Source organism: Gilliamella sp. B2923, from assembly GCF_026536565.1.
In the GTDB taxonomy this organism is placed as follows: domain Bacteria; phylum Pseudomonadota; class Gammaproteobacteria; order Enterobacterales; family Orbaceae; genus Gilliamella.
Genome location: NZ_JAFNNZ010000003.1, coordinates 1 through 19,126, shown reverse-complemented (window position 1 = coordinate 19,126; position 19,126 = coordinate 1). Strand labels below are relative to the sequence as shown.

The window sequence follows — 19,126 nt, the reverse complement described above, 5'->3', positions numbered from 1 at the left end:
TTAATGGGGTTTTAGATAATAGTAAATAATTGTGATTTGCCTATGTTTTTGATTGAATGATAAAACATTTATCTTCAGTCCAACCAATCCCAAGTATACTTTCAAAATTGACTAAAATTTGATTTTTACTGAGTTAAAAATCAAATTGATAAATTAAATCCAATGTTTGAGCAAGACCCGAGGCCGCCTCTAAATATAAGCTAGGCAGAAGTCTATATCTTAAAGTAAATATTGCCAGTGAATCAAAGATTCCAACACCATATTTAAGTTGTAAATTAGGTAAAATATAACCACTCACCACAACTTTGGAGTTGTTTCCTGCGCCTTGCGTATCTAACGAAAGATTTTTAATGCCAAATGCATTACCAATATCACCGATAAACTTACCTGTTTTGGCAGTTCCGAAACCAACTAATAATGCGGTCATCATATCGTTATCACTTTGATCTGAGCTATCAAGCCCTTGTCCTCGAACCAAATAAGATAAGGCTTCTTGTTGAGACATGGACGGATCGGAAAAGACCTCAATTTTAGGATCTTCTGAAGTGCCGGTCACGCGTATTCCGGCAGTGATATTATTATTGTCCATAGAGTCGGGATTACGGATTGCCTCAATTTCTAGCATAGCTTGATCAGTTGGGCCTGAGAAGGTAATAATACCTTTGCGGATAATCAAATCTTGCCCATAAGCATGAAAGCGACCAGTTGGAACTAATATTTCACCATGTAAATCTAAACCTTTATTGGTTTGGGTTGCAATTAAATTGCCTTTTAACGAGGCATTTAAACCAAAGGCATCGACGGTTACTTTATCGCCAATGTTGATTTCAAGATGACTATTAATTTTCATACCAAATTTTTGTGGTTCGATTTGCTTATAGTTTTTATCCAGCATGACTTCATCCGGTGAAACATCAATACTTGACGGTGGCAGTGATTCAACCGTGATTTTTCCTTTAGGAATGGTCACCTTTCCTAGTAAAGTTAACTCGTCTTGATTAGCATTGATTTTTATATCTGGTATGACAGTCATTACAATCATTGGCGGTACGGTCACTTCCATAGCCGCACCGTTGACAACTAAGCTTGCTTGCCATTTATTCAAAGTGTTCCAACTGGCTTGACCATTAAGATTAATGTTACCTGCTTTTGTGGTTAAGTGACCTTTTAAGGTTGATGATTTGCCGTTAAAGTCGATATCAACAATAGCGGATTTAACATCGACAGGTAGTTGGCTGGATTTGATTTCGATATGTTTTAAGTTAATTCCACCATTTAAGTAAGGATCATTAAGTGTTCCGGAAAATTTAACAACGCCATTAATGGCACCTTTGGCATAATCATTTTTATCAAGTAGCGGGTTTATAATCGCCAAAGCCAAATTATTAATCGCTAATTGACCACTAAGCCTTTTTTGTTGCATCGGGTCGCTAATAGTGAGATCACCACTGATTTTACCTAGTTGATTTAACCCAAAATTCCAATCGACTTTCGCTTGTTGTTCATTAAATTCAGCATTGATGTTAAACAGATTAAAAGGGATAGGTAGTGCTTGATTGGTAATCATTTGCTTAACAAAAACTTTATTGCTGTTGATGTTGGCTTTGATATTCGGTATGGAACTACTGTTGCTAAAATTAATTTTTACCGTGCCATTGATATAGCCTTCTAATTTGGTTTCACCGTCATTCGGGATGGGTAATCGAGTTAAGTCGATATCTTTAAGAGTAATACTTGTATCGGTGTTAGGGGCGATGATTAATGGTTTATCCAGACAGATTGTTGAATTGTTGTTTCGCCAACAATGCGCGCCAATTGTAGGTACCTGTTTAGTTAAATCATAAGATAGCGGTAATGTATGGGTTAAATGCCACTGATTGTTATCGCCTAACTTTAATAAAGCCTGTGGTAGATCGCCTGTCCATTTAGTGCGTTCATGATTAATTTGACCGGTTAATGAGGTGGAAAATGATGCTGGCGTTCCGTTAAGATCGACGGTTAATATGTGCCGGCTTTCATTCCCTGAAAGTTCGATAGTGGCTTTTTTGATCGTTTCATTGGCGAGTTCAATGCCTTGTCCCAGTAGTTTTATCTCACCACTAATCTGATTTTGATATTGTACTTTACCGATAAGGTTAGCTTTAGCAACAGATAGATTATTTAAACTTAAGCTATTAACATTTAAGTTGGTCGTAATCATTGGCGCAGTGGCGGTACCACTCATTTTTATGTTGCCTTCGATTGAGCCGTTGATATCATCTACCAAAAGCGATAATGACGCCAAGTTCAGTTTAGCATTTAAATTGCCTTTATCTGATGAGCCATCGATATTGATCTGATTTTTGCCCCAATTTATTGCTAAATTGTTGGCAGATATGGCATTATTTGAGTTGGCAAAAATATCACCACTAGCGGTAAAAGGTGCTTGTTTAATACTGCCTTTTAATTGCAATTGTGGCAGATTTAATTGCCATGTATCACCAGCTAACATACCGTTGGTTTTAACTTGACCGGCAATGCGAATAGGGTAGGTCGGGTATTGTTTGGTTAAATCAACATTATTTATTTGGACATTTGCATCCCATTTCAACGCCTGTTGCCAATCAATCTGACCAGATGCAGTAACTTCACCTTGTGGCAATTTAATATTCGCATGATCGAAGGTAGCGGATTGATTAGTACCATTACCGGCAATATCAAAACTTGTGTCGGGTAGGTTTTCACCTTCGACAGCGGCTTTAGCTGCTAAAGTATATTGTTGGACATTGCCGTCAATGCCAAAATCAAACTGATTTAATTGATATTGTGCTTTACCTTCAATTGGCCACTGAATATGATTACCGGTTACTTTAGCCATTACCGGTAAATATTTCTCAATAAAATTGATATGGCCATTTAATTTTATTTGATTCAAGCCTTCTATTTGTGTATTGGTATCGAGTTGACCAAGTAAATGACCAGCAATCTGACTATTTAAATGATTTTGTTCTGTATCAGCTTTGATTAATGCTTTAAGTGGCCAATCATCGCCAAGTGTTATATCGCCAGTGATAAATGCATGCCCATTAGCATAAGGCGTTAAGACATCGGTATCGACTTTTTTGACCATGATATGGTTGTCAACCATATCCGTTTGAATGGTGACGTTATTAAAACGGTAATCTTGTCCACCGATATGCAGTAACCAGTTGTTCCCGCTTAAGCTCATAACATTAAAATCTAATGGAATACTGACTTGAGGAAGTGAACTAATTAACGGCTGGTTAAATATTTGATTAATTTGTTCGTTAAGTGGTAATGCATTTTGCTGCGATAGCGTTGCAGGAGGTAATGCCGGATTATCGGCAAAGACTGCACTTAAATCTTTTGCTACGGAAGGAAATACATAGATTTTTTCATTTACCCATCTGCCATTACCGGTAAAATCTGACATGCCAAACTGCATATCATTTACATTGACTTTGATATTGGTTAAATGGGTTTTTTTAAGCTCTATTGGTAAAGGTGTTTTGATAATTTCACGCTTTTCCGGAATAGGTTCATCGGGTGATAATTCAAGTTTATCGGTGTCTATCGATACCGTTACGTCACTTGCGTTAAATTGATCGACACATATCTTAGTTTGCAGTAAACATAAACCGGATAATTTAAACGTTGCATCATCGACGTTAACATAGATACCCGGTAGTTCAAGGGTTAAACCTTTGATATGCAGATCATGAAATGTTCCTTCAATTTGCGCTATTTTAAGCTCCGGAAGGAATTTATTTAGCACAAACGTTGTCAGCTTTACCCCTAAACTGGTGTAAATGATTGAAATAATGAAGGTAATAAGAAAAACAAAAATGGAAAGTAGAATAATACTACGTTTTTTCCATTTGCGTCTTTTTCTTATTTTGTTAGCTTTCTTTACTCTTATTGGATTTTTAGCCATATTATAATTCACTTCCTAAACCAATATAAAGATGTATTGAGCCAGTGTCTTTTCTATTCAATGGTGTTGCTAAATCGACTTTTATTGGGCCAACAGGGGAAGCCCAGCGGACGCCAACACCACTACCGGTATAAAATTTCGCTTTATCGACTTTATCGATCGCTTCACCGGTATCAATGAACATCGCTCCCCACCATGCGCCGGTAAAATTGTATTGGTATTCGGCTGAGCCAGTGATGAGCTTCGATGCCCCTTTTAATTTGCCTTTCTTGTCTTCAGGAGAAATGGATTGGTAACTATAGCCACGAATACTGCGATCACCACCAGCAAAGAATCTAAATGAAGGTGGTACTCTATCAAAATTGCTAGCTTGTATTATGCCAAAGTTACCTCTTGCAATAAATCGGTGTGATTGTTTTAAGGATCGAATCCAAGTTTGTTGGGCTTGAAATCGAACTAAATTAATATCTGAGCCAAGTGACTCGGATGCTAATTCGATGGAGTAACGTTGGGAATCTCCCCACATTGCTAATAAATTACCGTCTGTACGGATGCGAGAAATACTGAGGGAAGGGTAATAAAGAAATGTTCTAAAACTTGAGTCACCTTGTGTAAAATCGTCTCTTAATAGATTAAAACCCAAGGCGGTTTGCCAACCTTTGAAATTATCCCAGTTTCGCAGTGCTCCAAAAGTGTAGGAGCGTGAGTAGGTGTCATTATTATCAATCTTTTTATATCCACCTTGAATTGTATAATACTGTTCGAGCGGCGATTTTTTAAGTGGAATTTTATAACTCATGGTAATGAGTTGTTCCGGGGATGAAAGTGATAGATTGCTTTGAAAACTTTGCCCTCTACTATTTATCCAAGGTTTATTCCAACCAATTTTTCCATGTACGCCATTGTCGGTTGAAAATCCAAGACCTAAATCCATTGAATTTTTTTTGCGTGGTGTGGTGACAACATCAATGGGTAGGGCTTTATCAGCCGTAAGATGTGGAAAATCCGGAGAAACTACCACTGAGTTGAACCAGTTGGTTGATGCCAGACGTCGATTCAACAAGGATAATTGCTCAGCAGTATATGCTTCGCCTTCTTTAAATGGGACGATGTTATCTAAATAATCTTTTCGAATTTTGGCATCATGAAAATTGACTTTACCAAATTTGTAACGCTGTCCGGTGTTGAAATCAATGTTCCAGAATGCTTGATGATACATATCGGCAACAGCTAATTGATGTTTGGTCATATCGGCATCAAAATAGCCTTTTTTAAGTGATATACTTTGTAAACTTTTTTTGAACGATTCATAAACGCCGTGATTTAATGTATCGCCAATTTTAGGTAAGTCTTGTGATAATAAAGCTTGAAAATCGGCATCATTTTGTCCTTCACCGGTAATGTTTACATTGAGTTTTTCAATCTTAACCGGCTCACCGGGTGAGACGTGCACAACTAATACTTTAGGATCCTGATTATCATATCGAAAAGTTGGCGAATAATAACCTAAAGCTCGTAACGCTTTTTTGGTTTCACTTTCAAAATAACGTTTGAAATTAGGAGTATTATCGATTTTATCTGGGGTAATTAATGAAATGCGAGCATCAACATTATCTTCAAGTTCGCCGGATAATCCTTTGATAGATAACTTCATATCAGCATAACTTGATGCTGTGGTTATCGCTAAAAGTAAACACAATGAACCGGACAATCGTGACACAGGCACCTCGATAATTTTAAGATTCAAGTAATGTTACATGACCAATATAAGGTAAATGACGGTAGTGTTGCGCGTAATCAATGCCATAACCAACTACAAACTCATCTGGAATAGAAAAGCCGATATATTTAACCGGTACAGAAACCTCACGGCGTGACGGCTTATCTAATAGCGTACAAATTTCAATGCTGCGTGGGTGACGTAACTTTAATATCGCCAGCACCTTACTTAAAGTATTACCTGTATCAATAATATCTTCAACAATTAACACATCTTTATCACGAATATCTTCATCCAAATCTTTTAATATTTTGACATCTCGATTACTGATTACCGCATTGCCATAGCTCGAGGCTGTCATAAAATCGACTTCGTGACCGACAGTAATTGCTCGGCTAAGATCGGCCATAAAAATAAATGACCCACGTAGTAAGCCAACTAAAATAAGTTCATTTTGACTATGCGCATAATCTTGACTAATTTGCTGACCTAGTTCGATGATGCGTTTTTGTATATCTTCCGCTGATATCATCATTTCCAATGTGTGTTTCTTCATTACTAATAACTCAAGTTGATATTTTAAAATTAGGTATGATTTTAACAATTTTACCTGATAAAAAGAATAAGTAAGCTTATTTAATTAATGTCGATTAGAAAATCATCTTTAGACTTCCTACTTAAACGTATACTTAATCTGAAACTTTTTTACAATCTATTTTAAGTAACTTCTTTTGTTGCCGACGCTTTTTGAAAAAATTACTTAGCAATGTGCTACACTCTTGTGCCAACACACCACCTGTAACCTGAGCAAAATGGTTAATACCTTCGTGTGATAAAATGTTAGTGAAGGAGCCGGCAGCCCCCGTTTTCAAGTCACTCGCACCATATACTACCCGTTTAATACGGCTATGGATAATTGCACCAGCACACATAATACAAGGCTCAAGCGTGACATAAAGTGTCGTATTGACCAGACGGTAATTTTTTAAAAACTCGCCGGCTTGTGCAATAGCAATCATCTCTGCATGTGCAGTAGGGTTGTGCTTTGAAATGGGTTGATTAAAACCTTCACCAATAATTTGATTATTCTCATCAACAATCACTGCACCGACAGGGATCTCTCCAATAGATTCGGCATAATTAGCAAGCTTGATTGCGTGTTGCATCCAGTACTCATCAGACATGGCTTAATATTATAAATTATTTAAATTAAGTACGTCACGCATGTCATATAAGCCAACCGGTTGCTTGGCAAGCCATAATGCCGCTCGAACAGCGCCATTAGAAAATGTCATCCGGCTCGAAGCTTTATGGGTGATTTCGACACGTTCACCGATATCGGCAAAAATGGCTGTATGTTCACCAACAATGTCACCTGCTCGAATTGTTGCAAATCCAATGGCGCCTTTAGGTCTTTCACCGGTATGTCCTTGACGGCAATAGACTGCACGATCTTTTAAATCAAAATTTAATGCTTCAGCAATCGATTCCCCCATAGCAAGCGCTGTTCCTGAAGGCGCATCGACTTTGTGTCTATGGTGTGCTTCAACAATTTCGATATCACTGTAATCGCCCATAATTTTTGCGGCTTTTTCAAGCAGTTTTAAGACTAAATTGACGCCGACACTGAAGTTTGCCGCAAAAACGATCCCAATTTTTTTTGACGCTGCAACAATTGCTTGTTTTCCGGCATCATCAAAACCTGTCGTACCGATAATCATCATTTTTTTATTTTCAATACAAAATGCTAAGTGTGCAAGCGTGCCTTCCGGACGAGTAAAATCGATTAATACATCAAACTGGTCTTTTGCTTGTTCAAGTTCATCAGTAATCGTTATGCCACAAACGCCAATACCGGCAAGTTCTCCTGCATCACTTCCTATTAGTGAAGAACCTTTGCGTTCAAATGCAGCACCTAATTCCACTCCGGCTATTTGGGAGACTGACTGGATAAGCTGGCGCCCCATTTTGCCACCTGCACCCGCAATGGCGATTCGAATCATGTTTGTTGACATATCTCTTTCCTTACACTTTTATCATTGTCGAAAAGCAGCAATTATAGCTGAAATTAGCCGAGTTATACACTGCGTAAGTTTAAATTGATATACTTTTAATCGTTTAACTGTATTAAATATGGCGTATTTTTGCTCAATGTTGCTGCTATTTTTAGTCGGTTAACTTTAGGCTATTTATCTCAACTGCTGGAAAAAATATTTTATTTATTATCTATTAAAGCTAAAAGGCTAGCTTTTATGGCATCAGTGCTGATTAAATTAAATGGTAATAGTTACGCTGGTATATTAAGTGGTTTAGTATGGGCATTGTCACTTTCTGAGCCAGTTGCTGCTATGTTTTAAGGGATAAAAATTATTGTTTTGCTTGTTATGTTAGTATTTTTGGTCATCAAATTGGGGCAATAAATGAATATTGATTAACAGGGTTTGCTTATAATAATTGGTGTCGCTGTTTTTTATTTTTTATATGGTATGTTTTCTATGACTAATTGCTGTGAATAATGCTTATTTGCTTGCTTAACGGCAGATGCTTATAAAATTGGACGCAGTAATGCGCCCAATTTTTTTTAAAGCACTTTCAATAATTCAACATCGAAAATTAATGTGCTATATGGCGCAATAGATGCACCCGCACCTTGGGCGCCGTAAGCTAATTCTTGTGGAATATATAATCGCCATTTTGATCCCTCTGGCATAAGTTGTAATGCTTCAACCCACCCTTGAATAACGCCATTAACCGGGAATTCAGCTGGTTGTCCACGTTGGACTGAGCTGTCAAATACAGTGCCGTCAATTAACTGTCCGGTATAATGGACTTGCACGCGATCGGTTGCTTTCGGTATTGCGCCACTACCTTCGGTAATAATTTCATATTGTAAACCTGATTCAGTGGACTTAACGCCTGCTTTTTTCAGATTATCTGCTAGAAAATCTTTACCCGCTTGAGCATTTTTTTCCGCTTGTTGCGCTTTTTCTTTAGCAGCTTGCTCATGAATATGACGCAATGCATCATGTAATTCTTGTAATGGTAATGCTGGTTGATTTCCTGCCAAAACATCTTGCATCGCTAATTTTAATGCATCTAAATCCAGATTTTTTAAACCGGATTCTTTTAATTGTTGCCCAATTTGAAGCCCGATAGCATAACTTGCTTTTTGCTCAATCGATTCTAATTTCATTTTTTACCTTTTTAAAAGTTGAATTGTGGTGTTTATCAATAATAAGCTATTAAAGTGTTTGATGCGAGTTTAATTGTCAAGTCATCATGATTATTTCCAGGCTGGAATTACTTTACGATTACATAATTATGAAAGAATTTATTATTTTGGCTAGCGCTTAGCTAAAATATCGGCGATAATATGGTTATATTTTATTTTAGATGGATTATGTTAGATGCCGTTTCGTAAATTTACCGCACTTGCAATTGTCACTAGTATATTTTTAACTGGTTGTTCTGTGGTTGATCGCTGGGTATATCGCCCGGATATTAACCAAGGTAATTATGTAACTAAAGAAGCCATTGATTTATTACAAGTTGGTCAGTCTAAAGATCAAGTTGTTTTTATAATGGGATCACCAATGTTAACTTCAGTTTTTGGGGATAATATTTGGTACTATGTTTTCCGTCAACAACCTCAACATGGCGAATTAAGTCAAATTACTTATTCTATTTATTTCGACCAAATGGGTATCGTAACTGATATTAAAACATCAGCTTTAGAGGGTTCTCAAACTCTTGAAGAGATGAATAGACAAGGTATTTCCGACCCTATTGAAACTAAGTCGGATGATTATAACGAGTCTTTGCCGCCGCCAAGTAGCGCCGAATCTGAATAAAACTCGTTCTATAACGAGTTGTTTAATTATTGATGAATCAACACGTTCATCAATAATTAAACAGCAATTTAAATCCTAATCCCTAAACATAAATTTCGAAAACCATTTAAAAGTATTGAAGCTAATCGAACAAAGCCATAAATTAGAGCGAAATTAGCACAATATCAGATAGAATGTTTTGATCACCTTTGTAATCATTTTATGCCGAAAGTAGCACCACAATGCCCCAATACAATCTCACTGGGACTACAACAGTAAATCCAACAGGGAGTAAACGAATGTTCATATCGAACAGTTGAAAGGCTTCAGGTTTTACACACCAAACAACATCATCAATTTAAAAATCCACGCTAACAATATTTATCAGCAAATAAATTTCTGTGTTCGGTAATCTGCGCCACTTCCTCAATTGAAAAACTTTTCTCAAGTAATTGCCTGGCATCTTCTTGTCATAGATCGTGATATCTTTAATTAGCTTTTCCTAAACTGTTTCAGACACGTTGAAAGCCAGCAGTAATTGAGCTAGAAATAAACGGAAATATAAATTTTTGATTTTTTAGTTGTGATTGCAGAATAGACCATGCTTCACCGAGCAAACGAACAAGCATATAATTGCCCTCTTTTTCTATGATATAATGAGCCATAGCTTTAAACCAAAATTATTTTTGTCCTATCGTCATGGGATCCGGTGTGGGATCCTGATAATGAAAAAATATAACAAAATGCGATAAAATAACCCAAAATAATATTATTTAAAAATCACTTAAAACAGCATAAAACACTGGTGTATCAATGAATTCAACCTTAAATAAATTTTCTATAGCCCCAATGCTCGATTTAACTGATAAGCATTGTCGATATTTTCATCGAATCTTAACGAAACAAACTTTGCTTTACACTGAAATGGTGACCACAGGTGCGATTTTGTTTGGTAAAGGTGATTATTTAGAGTTTAATTCTCAGGAACATCCAGTCTGTTTACAATTAGGTGGGAGCGATCCAATAGCGCTGGCAAAATGTGCTAAATTAGCTGAGCAACGTGGTTATGATGAAATCAATTTAAACGTTGGATGTCCTTCAGATCGCGTCCAAAATGGTATGTTTGGTGCTTGTTTAATGGCTAAGCCAAAATTGGTTGCTGATTGCGTAGCGGCAATGCAAGCACAAGTTGATATCCCAGTCACAGTTAAAACCCGAATTGGTATCGATGAATTAGACAGTTATGATTTTTTATGTCAATTTATTGAACAAGTATCGAGTTACACCAATACTTTTATTGTACATGCCCGCAAAGCTTGGTTGTCAGGGTTAAGCCCAAAAGAAAATCGTGAAGTGCCACCACTCGATTATGAGCGTGTTTATCAGCTTAAACGAGATTATCCTCATTTAACTATCGCCATTAATGGTGGAATCAAAACGATTGATGAAATAAAACAGCACTTAAATTATGTTGACGGGGTAATGATAGGGCGAGAAGCATATCAAAATCCTCTTTTACTAACCCAAATAGACTCGCAAATTTTCGGCCTACAAACGCCAATTATTGACGCTAAATCAGCCATTTTAGCTCTTTATCCATATATTGAAAAACAGCTTGTACAAGGCGCTCAGTTAAATCATATTATGCGTCATACATTAGGCATATTTAATGGAAGGAAAGGCGCAAAACAATGGCGGCGTTATCTTAGCGAAAATGCGCACAAAAAGGGTGCCGGATTAGAAATTATTGAACAGGCTTTAACTTTTATCCAATAAAAGATTTTTTAAATGTTCTAATTTCAGTGCGTAATTGCGCGCTGATTACGAATCGGTATATACTATCGGGCAATTTTCATTATGGTTTTGATACTGTGCGTTTAAATTCAAGTCAACAACAAGCGGTTGAATATGTTTCCGGGCCTTGTCTGGTTTTAGCCGGTGCTGGCTCTGGAAAAACTCGGGTTATCATCAATAAAATAGCTTATCTGATTCGTGTAAAAGAGTATTTGCCTCGTCAAATTGTTGCGGTAACTTTTACCAACAAAGCTGCTCGAGAAATGAAAGAGCGTATTAGCCATTCTTTAAGTAAACAAGAAGCAAGAGGGCTAAAAATATCGACATTTCATACGTTAGGTCTTGATATCGTTCGACGTGAATATAAACATCTTGGTATAAAAGCTAACTTTTCGTTATTTGATGATCATGACCAGACTGCATTGCTCACTGAGCTTACTCAGCAATGGTTAGAAGGTGATAAAGATCTTATCAATCAATTGCGTTCAACAATTTCAAATTGGAAAAATGATATTGTTGATGCAACTGTTGCTATGGCAAGAGCACAGACCAATAAAGAAAAATTGTTTGCTCACTGTTATCAACTCTATGAAAAACAATTGAAAGCTTGTAGTATTCTTGATTTTGATGATCTCATTTTACTCCCAACTTTGCTATTAAAAAATAATGAAGAGGTACGGGATAAATGGCAAACCCGAATTCGGTATTTATTGGTCGATGAATATCAAGATACGAATACCAGCCAGTATGAATTTATAAAGTTATTAGTCGGTGATCGCGCTAAGTTTACTGTGGTTGGTGATGATGATCAGTCTATCTATTCTTGGCGAGGTGCTCGTCCTAAAAATTTAGTCTTACTTAAGCAAGATTTTCCCACTCTTGAAGTCATTAAGTTAGAGCAGAATTATCGTTCTTCAGGCCGTATATTAAAAGTTGCCAATATTCTTATCGAAAACAATCACCATATTTTTGAAAAAAAACTTTTTTCAGAATTAGGATATGGTGAAGCGCTCAAAGTAATTTCTGCCGATAATGAAGAACATGAAGCTGAAAAAGTCGTAAATGATTTAATTGGCCATCGCTTTGCCAATAATAGTCAATTTGGGCAATATGCGATTCTTTATCGCGGTAATCATCAAGCTCGATTAATTGAAAAAATGTTGATGCAGTATCGCATTCCTTACCGAATATCGGGAGGGACTTCGTTTTTTGCTCGAACTGAAATTAAAGATCTCATGGCTTATCTACGTTTATTAACCAACCCCGACGATGATAATGCTTTTATCCGTATCATTAATACCCCTAAACGTGAAATTGGCCCGGTCACTGTTCAAAAGCTTGGCGAGTGGGCAAATCATAGGGCAGTGAGTTTATATCAAGCAAGCCATGATATGGGACTGACAGAGTTATTATCTGGTAAACGCATGGAGTCATTACAACAGTTTATTCAGTGGTTTGACAGTTTAATTCGAAAATCACAATCAGAACCAATGGAAGCTATCCATGAGCTGTTGCATGGTATTCACTATGAAAGTTGGATCTATGAAACATCTGCTTCACCCACAGCAGGTCAAATGCGTATGCGAAACGTGGAACAGCTTGTTAGCTGGTTGAATGATATGCTAAATGGTGACGATCTTGATGAAGGAATGACTTTGGAGCAAGCCGTTGCCAGATTCACGTTACGTGATATGTTGGAACGAAATGAAACGGAAGAAGAGCTTGATCAAGTGCAATTAATGACCTTGCATGCCTCAAAAGGTTTAGAGTTTCCTTATGTTTATTTGGTGGGAATGTCTGAAGGGGTGTTACCTCATCAAACGAGCATCGATGAAGATAATATAGAAGAAGAACGTCGCCTTGCATATGTTGGTATTACACGTGCTCAACAAGAGCTCACTTTTTCATTTAGTCGCCAACGTAAACAATTTGGCGAAACGGTATATGTTGAACCAAGCCGTTTTTTATTGGAGCTTCCACAAGATGATTTAGAGTGGCAAGATCAACGAAATGAACTATCACCAGAAAAGAAAATGCAACAAGGGCAAAGCAGACTCGCCATGTTAAAAGCGCAAATTGCCAATGCGAAGTAATTAAATTTTACTGGTTATAACAAATATCATCGATTAATGGGTATATAAAAATATATTATAAATATCCGAAAAGCACTTTGTTCAAAGTAGCTACAATTGTGAAAATATAATTTATTGTGTAATAAAAAATAAATTGATGATATTTTGTATGTTTAACCAGATAAACGATTAAAAATCATTGACGGATCGAAATAGCTTTATATAATACTCTGCGTCTAATCAACAAATCATATCTTTGTCTCCTTAGCTCAGCTGGATAGAGCAACGGCCTTCTAAGCCGTAGGTCACAGGTTCGAATCCTGTAGGGGACGCCATTTCATCAACGACGTGTTACGACCGATAACGAAAAAAGTCTCTCCAGCCTGGATTTTTAGAGTTTTTTACCCCACCTAGTACAATTTTAAACGGTAGATAACGACAACCTGCAAACGGTATATATATATGGTATATTTCAATGCCGTAAATAAAACTAGGTCGAAATTATATTCATTGAATGTGGTTTATTACGTTGGCGGCTACCGCAGTATTGTATGGAAAAAATTAATCGGTGCTTTTCATAATGCAATCGACAAAGCTAAAGAGTTGGCTACAAAAAAAGATGCGCTGTTCAAAATATCGCAAAAGGAGCTTAAGCAAACTGAACTTTATAAACGAGAAATGAGCAAAACAGGGTTGGCGTTTGATAGTACCAAATCAAAAATGTTGGGAATATCGATTGAGCATAACGGAGATTTATACGTTACAAACTGGCATTGCTAACTAGTTTGCGACGGCGGAATGTTTGAAAAAGTATGATCAATTTGTTATTTTGTCATTTTTAATGGATGAGGAATAATAAATGAAAAAAATACTAATAGGCTTAATATCTGTTGCATTACTGTCGGGTTGTAAGGTTGAGCTAGCGCCAACCGTAAATTTGAGCGATGTCAATAGCGAAACCGCTAAAACAATTCAGTCGAAACTTGTTGTTGAAGTTATGTCTTGCGCAGATTATAAAGACTCAAGAAAGGAATCATCTGATGTAACAGATGCAAAAGAAGCAATTTCAAATATTTTTACCGACGCAAAATATATAGAATGCTATCGTGAAAAAATGGACTCGAAAGCATTATTTGAAATTCCTATAACTGTCGGCGGTAAAGATCTAACTGGGGATATACAAATACGAAACGGAGGATTTGGTGGAGGAATGATTGTATTGCTTTCTGACAATCTTAGAAGCAAAATTCAACAACAACAAAAAAATTCTTTTTCTAAATTTGAACCTTCTGTTCAAATAACAATCAAAAATGATTTAGACAAAAATCAGGATATTGTGGTGCATGGTGTTTTGGCTGATGCTAAACATTATCTTCCGTATTCTTGGTATCAGTTAGTAGCTGGTAAAGCTCAGACATTTAAACTTTCTGATGTTTCTGTATTAGCGATAACTAAACACGGTGGTGCGCTAGTTTATGAAGATTATGACAAGCGATATCAAATAAAGAAAGAATAAAATATTTAATCAAACCCTCTAAGAGGGTTTTTAATATCAGGCATTAATATTTTTGGGGGGAAATAGCTCTAAGCTTTTTCACTCCAGAAGTGATCTAATTTAAAGCTCTTTCCATTTTCATTCTTGCAATTTCTTCATTTTTACCACTAGATAAAGAAAATACTTCAGCTAATTCGCTTTTTACGCAACGTAGGAGTCTCTTAATTTACCATATTCGCTTGTAATAGCTTTAAGCTCATTTTTATAACGCTCAAGAATCAAAATTTCATATATAATTTCGCGTAAATTTATTTGAGTAATATTTTTAATAACTCTAGTAACTTCAAGTCTATCAACTAACTCATTATTCAAGCTTCTTTTATTTACATTTGCTTTTTCTTCTAAATAACTTCGTAAATCTGATGGCAATCTTGTTGGAAATGGTTTGATTGTAGTCATTTCATGATTCCTTTTGATTCATAATGTATGCGAAATCAAACCATTTACAACACGAATGCCCGATGAATTGAAAGCAATCCGTCTTCAAATCCAACATGAGTAGCGGGGGCTGCTAAACAAGCGTTGATATGTTTTGTTAAATCACATACCATTGCCTTAAATTAATTATAAAGGTGATGGTATGAAAAAGGTTATATTTGTCTTGTTGTTTTTTCCGTTTCTAGTTTTTGCTGATTCTAATTTAACTGAAAATGATATATCTGCATATTTAACTGATATCTGCAAGTCAACTCCATATTATTTTACAGTAAAAATGAATGGATTAATTACAAAAGATGATAGCGAAAGTTCTATCGGGAAAGTTTCACGTGGGGATATAGATAGATACAAATTAATAGAAAAATATAAAAACCTTGGCGATGACTCATTCAAAAGTTATTCAACATTGATTGATATGCAAGGTAAAATAAATTTTAACAATATTAAATCAGAAACTAGAGTAGCGGGAGTGTGTGTGGTCTTAATTGCTCAAGACGATATAGTGGATGTAATTGCTGATTATGTGATGGTAACTGGTGCTGGTAGTTCAAAATTACCTAATGAGCTCATGAAAACTGTATTAAATAAAAATGTAAATGAACTAAAAACATTATTAGAGAAAATAAAGGCTCTTTATTAGCTAAATCTGTGTCATCGCTATTTTTGACAGTGAACATTGTATTTTAGAATAAATTTCTAAATTGAATTACCTATTGACTGCCAAAGCAATTTAATTGGATATTCTTTGTTTAGGTTTCGAAATCTAAACAAAGCGGATTATATGAAAAATTAATTAGTTTTATGCATCATAAACTAATAATTGTGCGATAACTGAAGTGAAAAGTTGGGAAGTGGATCGAGAAAAGAGTAAGAATAATCGACGTATATAAAATCTATCTTTAAATATTTTTTAGACCCTGTAAATAAATTTTTGTATTTGCCTATATTTGAACTACTCTAATGGGAAAAAATAGATAGATATAAAATGAACGAAAAAAACTAAGAGAAATGGCCGCAGCGCTCGCCAATGGCTAAAAACTCTGGAAGATTTAGGTCAATTAACGGGCTTTATGAATAAACTGGTGATTGAAACGGCGTTAAATGAAGAAATGGCACAGCATCTAAGTCATGAAAAACATCAGAAAAAACCAGGTAGCAATACTCGTAACGGTTGTAGTAAAAAAACGGTTATAACTGATGATGGTGAATTAGAGCTTGCCATTCTACGAGATAGAGAAAGCAGTTTTGAACCTTAGCTAGTTAAAAAGCATCAAACACGCATCGATAAATTAATCATCAAATTCTCTTTTTATATGCCAAAGGTATGACAACAAGGGAAATTACTAACACATTTAAAGAGATGTATGATGTTGATATCTCTCCAACGCTGATTTCTAAAGTGACAGATTCAGTAAAAGAGCAGGCACTCGCTCATTTTGAGGAGATTTGGGATGATAAGTACCCGTATATTGGTCAATCCTGGCGCAGACATTGGGAAAATCTCAGCACCTTCTTTGTTTATCCTCAGGATATTCGCAAAGCGATTTATACCACTAATGCAATAGAGTCTTTAAATAGTGTTATTCGTCATGCTATTAAGAAAAGAAAGGTATTCCCGACCGATGACTCAGTTAAAAAGGTCATCTATTTAGCGATACAACAAGCTTCTAAAAAATGGACAATGCCAATTCAAAACTGGAAGAGTGCGATGAATCGATTAATTATAGAATTTGGTGACAGAATGACTCGTCACCTCTTACTGCCAAATACACAAAATTTAGGATAGGGTCAGATAATTTGTTCGCTGGGTATTAACATTGCGTATACTTCATAATGGTCAGCAGCTATAACTTCGACCTCATCCCCTTCTTTAAATTGATAAAAACCAAGCCAACCTTTCAAACAGATATTATTATTCAATTTAGCTGTAATATGCTGAGCTTTAAAATAGTTGCTATTATGAATTTTGTCACCGTTATTAAGTGCTGCCAAAGCTGTTGTTCCATTACCCGCTATGGTTGCCAGCACTGCTCCTTTACGTATTTTTACTAATTGTTTTTTTCTTTCTTCTTTGCTCATATAAGCACCATCAAACAATGGTGCATAACAAAATATTCCTTTGAATTCAGTCAAAGTACCGGTTAGTTTAACCAGTTTTTTAGGAGGGAGTATAGGATCAGAAATACTAATACCCGTTTTTTTTAATAACTCTTCTTTATCTTTATAGGTTTTATCTGTTCCATCATATTTGGCATAGGGCATAGTTAAATTCCGTTTATCTATGTTGTAACAAAAATGTTTTAAATCTATACGTTTTCAGAAAACTATTTTTTTCTTTTAGCTTTTACCATTTTTTTAGACGGCTTTTTAGGTGTTTTTTTACATACAATTTCGGGATTGTAATAGAAAAAATACCAACCAGCGCCTGATTTTGGAGGTCTTTCATAATAATCATTTGAATTGCAATTATATTCAGTGGAATATTTACCTTCTTCAATTCGTTTTTTGACTTGCTGTTTACTCATTGAAACTAAATCGATATTTTTAACATTTTGCCACCCCAAAGTTGTAAATATCCGCTCAGCCAGTGTTATATAAGTTGCAATATCTCTTTTATAGGTAATAAAAATTGCCGGGATAAATAATATTCCGAGACCAGTAAATGCCGGAAACAGATTATCTAATGTGAACGAACTAAAAAAATAAACCATACAAAGAGTAAATAATATGTATACAATGAAATAGAGTAAGAGTTCACCCTTTAAAGATTGCTTTCTCCCTCCTGTACAAGGAGGAATGATAGAGATTATTTGTTCGCTGGGTTTTAACATTGCGTATACTTCATAATGGTCAGCATGCTTTTCGGCCACAACTTCGACCTCATCTCCTTCTTTAAATTGATAGAAACCGAGCCAACCTCTTAATATAAGATTATTATTTAATTTAGCTGTAATATATTGCCCATCAAAATAGTTACTCCGATGAATATCATCACCATGACCAAGCGCTGCCAGTGCTACGGTGGTATTACCTGCTACCGTTGCCAACGCTGCTCCGCTGCGCATTTTTGCTTGTCGTTTTTTTCTTTCTTCTTTACTCATATAAGCACCATCACAGAGTGGAGCTTGACAAAACATACCTTTAAAATCAGTCAAAGTACCGGTTAGTTTAACCAGTTTTTTAGGAGGGAGTATGGGATCAGGAATACTAATACCGGTTTCCTTTAATAACTCTTCTTTATCATTATAGATTTTATCTGTTCCGTCATATTTGGCATAGGGCATAGTTAAATTCCGTTTTTTTGTTTACTAGCAATTTTTTAGTAAAAAGCCAGCTTATATCAGATAGCAGGAAACATTCTCCTTTTAAGGATAATTTTAGGCATACTCGTGATTTTTGGGATCCCTTTCACTGCTTAATAATTCTATCCAATCTTACTATCTATTTCAGGGAATATGAATTCAAATCCAGTGTTTTTTGATAAATTTTCCGCTGAAATATTTAGTAAAAATTGTTTGAAAATCTCATCGAATATTAATTAGATCACAATAAATTTTAACTATAATACCTTTTGCTAACTTATAAGACATTATAGTTATTTGCGTAGCAACGATATAACCTATCAATAAAAAAATACAATGAAATGATGAGTTATCTATTAAATATTGATTTTTTTATTGTCCATTATGGTATTTTCCTAGAGACTAGGCCTCATAATATAAAAAGTGAGTTTGAGTGCGAGGGTATTTACGCTTAGGCTTAATAGACCGATTAAAAGAAGCG

The 19,126-nt window shown here is 35.7% G+C and carries 16 protein-coding genes, 1 tRNA gene and 2 pseudogenes; 9 read left to right on the top strand and 10 right to left on the bottom strand.

All coding sequences use genetic code 11. The annotated features are described in order from the left end of the window. Positions 1–133: 133 nt before the first annotated feature. The 5 genes from J3U42_RS04690 to dapB all read right to left on the bottom strand — a co-directional run bounded on the left by J3U42_RS04690 (position 134) and on the right by dapB (position 7,669). Entirely contained in the window at positions 134–3,934 is a 3,801-nt protein-coding gene (locus tag J3U42_RS04690) for a translocation/assembly module TamB domain-containing protein (protein WP_267335776.1), read from the bottom strand. Between the two features lies 1 nt (position 3,935). Beyond that, a complete protein-coding gene (locus tag J3U42_RS04685) occupies positions 3,936–5,660 on the bottom strand; it encodes an autotransporter assembly complex protein TamA (protein ID WP_416380442.1) in 1,725 nt (574 codons plus the stop codon). Positions 5,661–5,670: 10 nt separating this feature from the next. Then, entirely contained in the window at positions 5,671–6,210 is a 540-nt protein-coding gene (hpt, locus tag J3U42_RS04680) for a hypoxanthine phosphoribosyltransferase (RefSeq protein ID WP_220219416.1), read from the bottom strand. A gap of 133 nt (positions 6,211–6,343) precedes the next feature. Next, entirely contained in the window at positions 6,344–6,838 is a 495-nt protein-coding gene (tadA, locus tag J3U42_RS04675; protein ID WP_267335772.1) for a tRNA adenosine(34) deaminase TadA, read from the bottom strand. Positions 6,839–6,847: 9 nt separating this feature from the next. Further along, positions 6,848–7,669 (bottom strand): 4-hydroxy-tetrahydrodipicolinate reductase, encoded by an 822-nt coding sequence (gene dapB / locus J3U42_RS04670; RefSeq protein WP_267335770.1) that lies wholly within the window; start codon positions 7,667–7,669, stop codon positions 6,848–6,850. Positions 7,670–7,798: 129 nt separating this feature from the next. Between dapB and J3U42_RS04665 the strand changes: the two genes are divergently transcribed. After that, entirely contained in the window at positions 7,799–8,011 is a 213-nt protein-coding gene (locus tag J3U42_RS04665; RefSeq protein WP_267335768.1) for a hypothetical protein, read from the top strand. A gap of 224 nt (positions 8,012–8,235) precedes the next feature. Here the strand turns inward: J3U42_RS04665 and J3U42_RS04660 are convergent, their stop codons facing one another. Continuing rightward, positions 8,236–8,847, bottom strand: a complete 612-nt coding sequence (locus J3U42_RS04660; RefSeq protein ID WP_267335767.1) for an FKBP-type peptidyl-prolyl cis-trans isomerase — start codon at positions 8,845–8,847, stop codon at positions 8,236–8,238. Between the two features lie 214 nt (positions 8,848–9,061). Between J3U42_RS04660 and bamE the strand changes: the two genes are divergently transcribed. Next, positions 9,062–9,505 (top strand): outer membrane protein assembly factor BamE, encoded by a 444-nt coding sequence (bamE, locus tag J3U42_RS04655; RefSeq protein ID WP_267335765.1) that lies wholly within the window; start codon positions 9,062–9,064, stop codon positions 9,503–9,505. Positions 9,506–9,855: 350 nt separating this feature from the next. Here bamE and J3U42_RS12405 read toward each other — a convergent pair. After that, positions 9,856–10,131: pseudogene (locus J3U42_RS12405) on the bottom strand (site-specific integrase); the annotation flags it as partial. A 166-nt stretch (positions 10,132–10,297) separates the two neighbouring features. Here J3U42_RS12405 and dusA point away from each other — a divergent pair. The 5 genes from dusA (at position 10,298) to J3U42_RS04630 (ending at position 14,866) form a co-directional block, all read left to right on the top strand. Next, positions 10,298–11,260 (top strand): tRNA dihydrouridine(20/20a) synthase DusA, encoded by a 963-nt coding sequence (gene dusA / locus J3U42_RS04650; RefSeq protein WP_267335763.1) that lies wholly within the window; start codon positions 10,298–10,300, stop codon positions 11,258–11,260. A gap of 95 nt (positions 11,261–11,355) precedes the next feature. After that, positions 11,356–13,371, top strand: a complete 2,016-nt coding sequence (gene rep / locus J3U42_RS04645) for a DNA helicase Rep (RefSeq protein ID WP_267335761.1) — start codon at positions 11,356–11,358, stop codon at positions 13,369–13,371. A 237-nt stretch (positions 13,372–13,608) separates the two neighbouring features. Further along, positions 13,609–13,685, top strand: a tRNA-Arg gene (locus J3U42_RS04640). Positions 13,686–13,812: 127 nt separating this feature from the next. After that, positions 13,813–14,130, top strand: a complete 318-nt coding sequence (locus J3U42_RS04635; protein ID WP_267335759.1) for a hypothetical protein — start codon at positions 13,813–13,815, stop codon at positions 14,128–14,130. A 79-nt stretch (positions 14,131–14,209) separates the two neighbouring features. Further along, positions 14,210–14,866, top strand: a complete 657-nt coding sequence (locus tag J3U42_RS04630; protein WP_220219423.1) for a DUF7424 family protein — start codon at positions 14,210–14,212, stop codon at positions 14,864–14,866. A 180-nt stretch (positions 14,867–15,046) separates the two neighbouring features. Here the strand turns inward: J3U42_RS04630 and J3U42_RS04625 are convergent, their stop codons facing one another. After that, positions 15,047–15,304, bottom strand: coding sequence for an Arc family DNA-binding protein (locus J3U42_RS04625; protein ID WP_220219424.1), 258 nt, complete (start codon positions 15,302–15,304; stop codon positions 15,047–15,049). A gap of 181 nt (positions 15,305–15,485) precedes the next feature. On the opposite strand from J3U42_RS04625, the gene J3U42_RS04620 reads away from it, so the two are divergent. Both J3U42_RS04620 and J3U42_RS04615 read left to right on the top strand, forming a co-directional pair. Next, on the top strand, positions 15,486–15,983 hold the full coding sequence (locus J3U42_RS04620) for a hypothetical protein (protein WP_267335756.1): 498 nt from the start codon (positions 15,486–15,488) through the stop codon (positions 15,981–15,983). 368 nt (positions 15,984–16,351) lie between these two features. After that, positions 16,352–17,129 (top strand): annotated as a pseudogene (locus tag J3U42_RS04615) (transposase). Between the two features lie 2 nt (positions 17,130–17,131). On the opposite strand, the gene J3U42_RS04610 reads toward J3U42_RS04615, so the two are convergent. Together J3U42_RS04610 and J3U42_RS04605 are read right to left on the bottom strand one after the other, a co-directional pair. Then, a complete protein-coding gene (locus tag J3U42_RS04610) occupies positions 17,132–17,605 on the bottom strand; it encodes a hypothetical protein (RefSeq protein ID WP_267335754.1) in 474 nt (157 codons plus the stop codon). A 62-nt stretch (positions 17,606–17,667) separates the two neighbouring features. Next, entirely contained in the window at positions 17,668–18,627 is a 960-nt protein-coding gene (locus J3U42_RS04605) for a putative type VI secretion system effector (RefSeq protein WP_267335752.1), read from the bottom strand. Between the last annotated feature and the right edge of the window lie 499 nt (positions 18,628–19,126).

What these genes read in the sequence shown, in the direction of transcription:
- hpt (WP_220219416.1), bottom strand. Translation starts at nt 6,210, where the DNA reads ATGAAGAAACACACATTGGAAATGATGATATCAGCGGAAGATATACAA.
- J3U42_RS04660 (WP_267335767.1), bottom strand. Translation starts at nt 8,847, where the DNA reads ATGAAATTAGAATCGATTGAGCAAAAAGCAAGTTATGCTATCGGGCTT.
- J3U42_RS04625 (WP_220219424.1), bottom strand. Translation starts at nt 15,304, where the DNA reads ATGACTACAATCAAACCATTTCCAACAAGATTGCCATCAGATTTACGA.
- tadA (WP_267335772.1), bottom strand. Translation starts at nt 6,838, where the DNA reads ATGTCTGATGAGTACTGGATGCAACACGCAATCAAGCTTGCTAATTAT.
- dapB (WP_267335770.1), bottom strand. Translation starts at nt 7,669, where the DNA reads ATGTCAACAAACATGATTCGAATCGCCATTGCGGGTGCAGGTGGCAAA.
- bamE (WP_267335765.1), top strand. Translation starts at nt 9,062, where the DNA reads ATGCCGTTTCGTAAATTTACCGCACTTGCAATTGTCACTAGTATATTT.
- J3U42_RS04620 (WP_267335756.1), top strand. Translation starts at nt 15,486, where the DNA reads ATGAAAAAGGTTATATTTGTCTTGTTGTTTTTTCCGTTTCTAGTTTTT.
- J3U42_RS04690 (WP_267335776.1), bottom strand. Translation starts at nt 3,934, where the DNA reads ATGGCTAAAAATCCAATAAGAGTAAAGAAAGCTAACAAAATAAGAAAA.
- J3U42_RS04605 (WP_267335752.1), bottom strand. Translation starts at nt 18,627, where the DNA reads ATGCCCTATGCCAAATATGACGGAACAGATAAAATCTATAATGATAAA.
- J3U42_RS04630 (WP_220219423.1), top strand. Translation starts at nt 14,210, where the DNA reads ATGAAAAAAATACTAATAGGCTTAATATCTGTTGCATTACTGTCGGGT.
- J3U42_RS04635 (WP_267335759.1), top strand. Translation starts at nt 13,813, where the DNA reads ATGGTATATTTCAATGCCGTAAATAAAACTAGGTCGAAATTATATTCA.
- J3U42_RS04610 (WP_267335754.1), bottom strand. Translation starts at nt 17,605, where the DNA reads ATGCCCTATGCCAAATATGATGGAACAGATAAAACCTATAAAGATAAA.
- dusA (WP_267335763.1), top strand. Translation starts at nt 10,298, where the DNA reads ATGAATTCAACCTTAAATAAATTTTCTATAGCCCCAATGCTCGATTTA.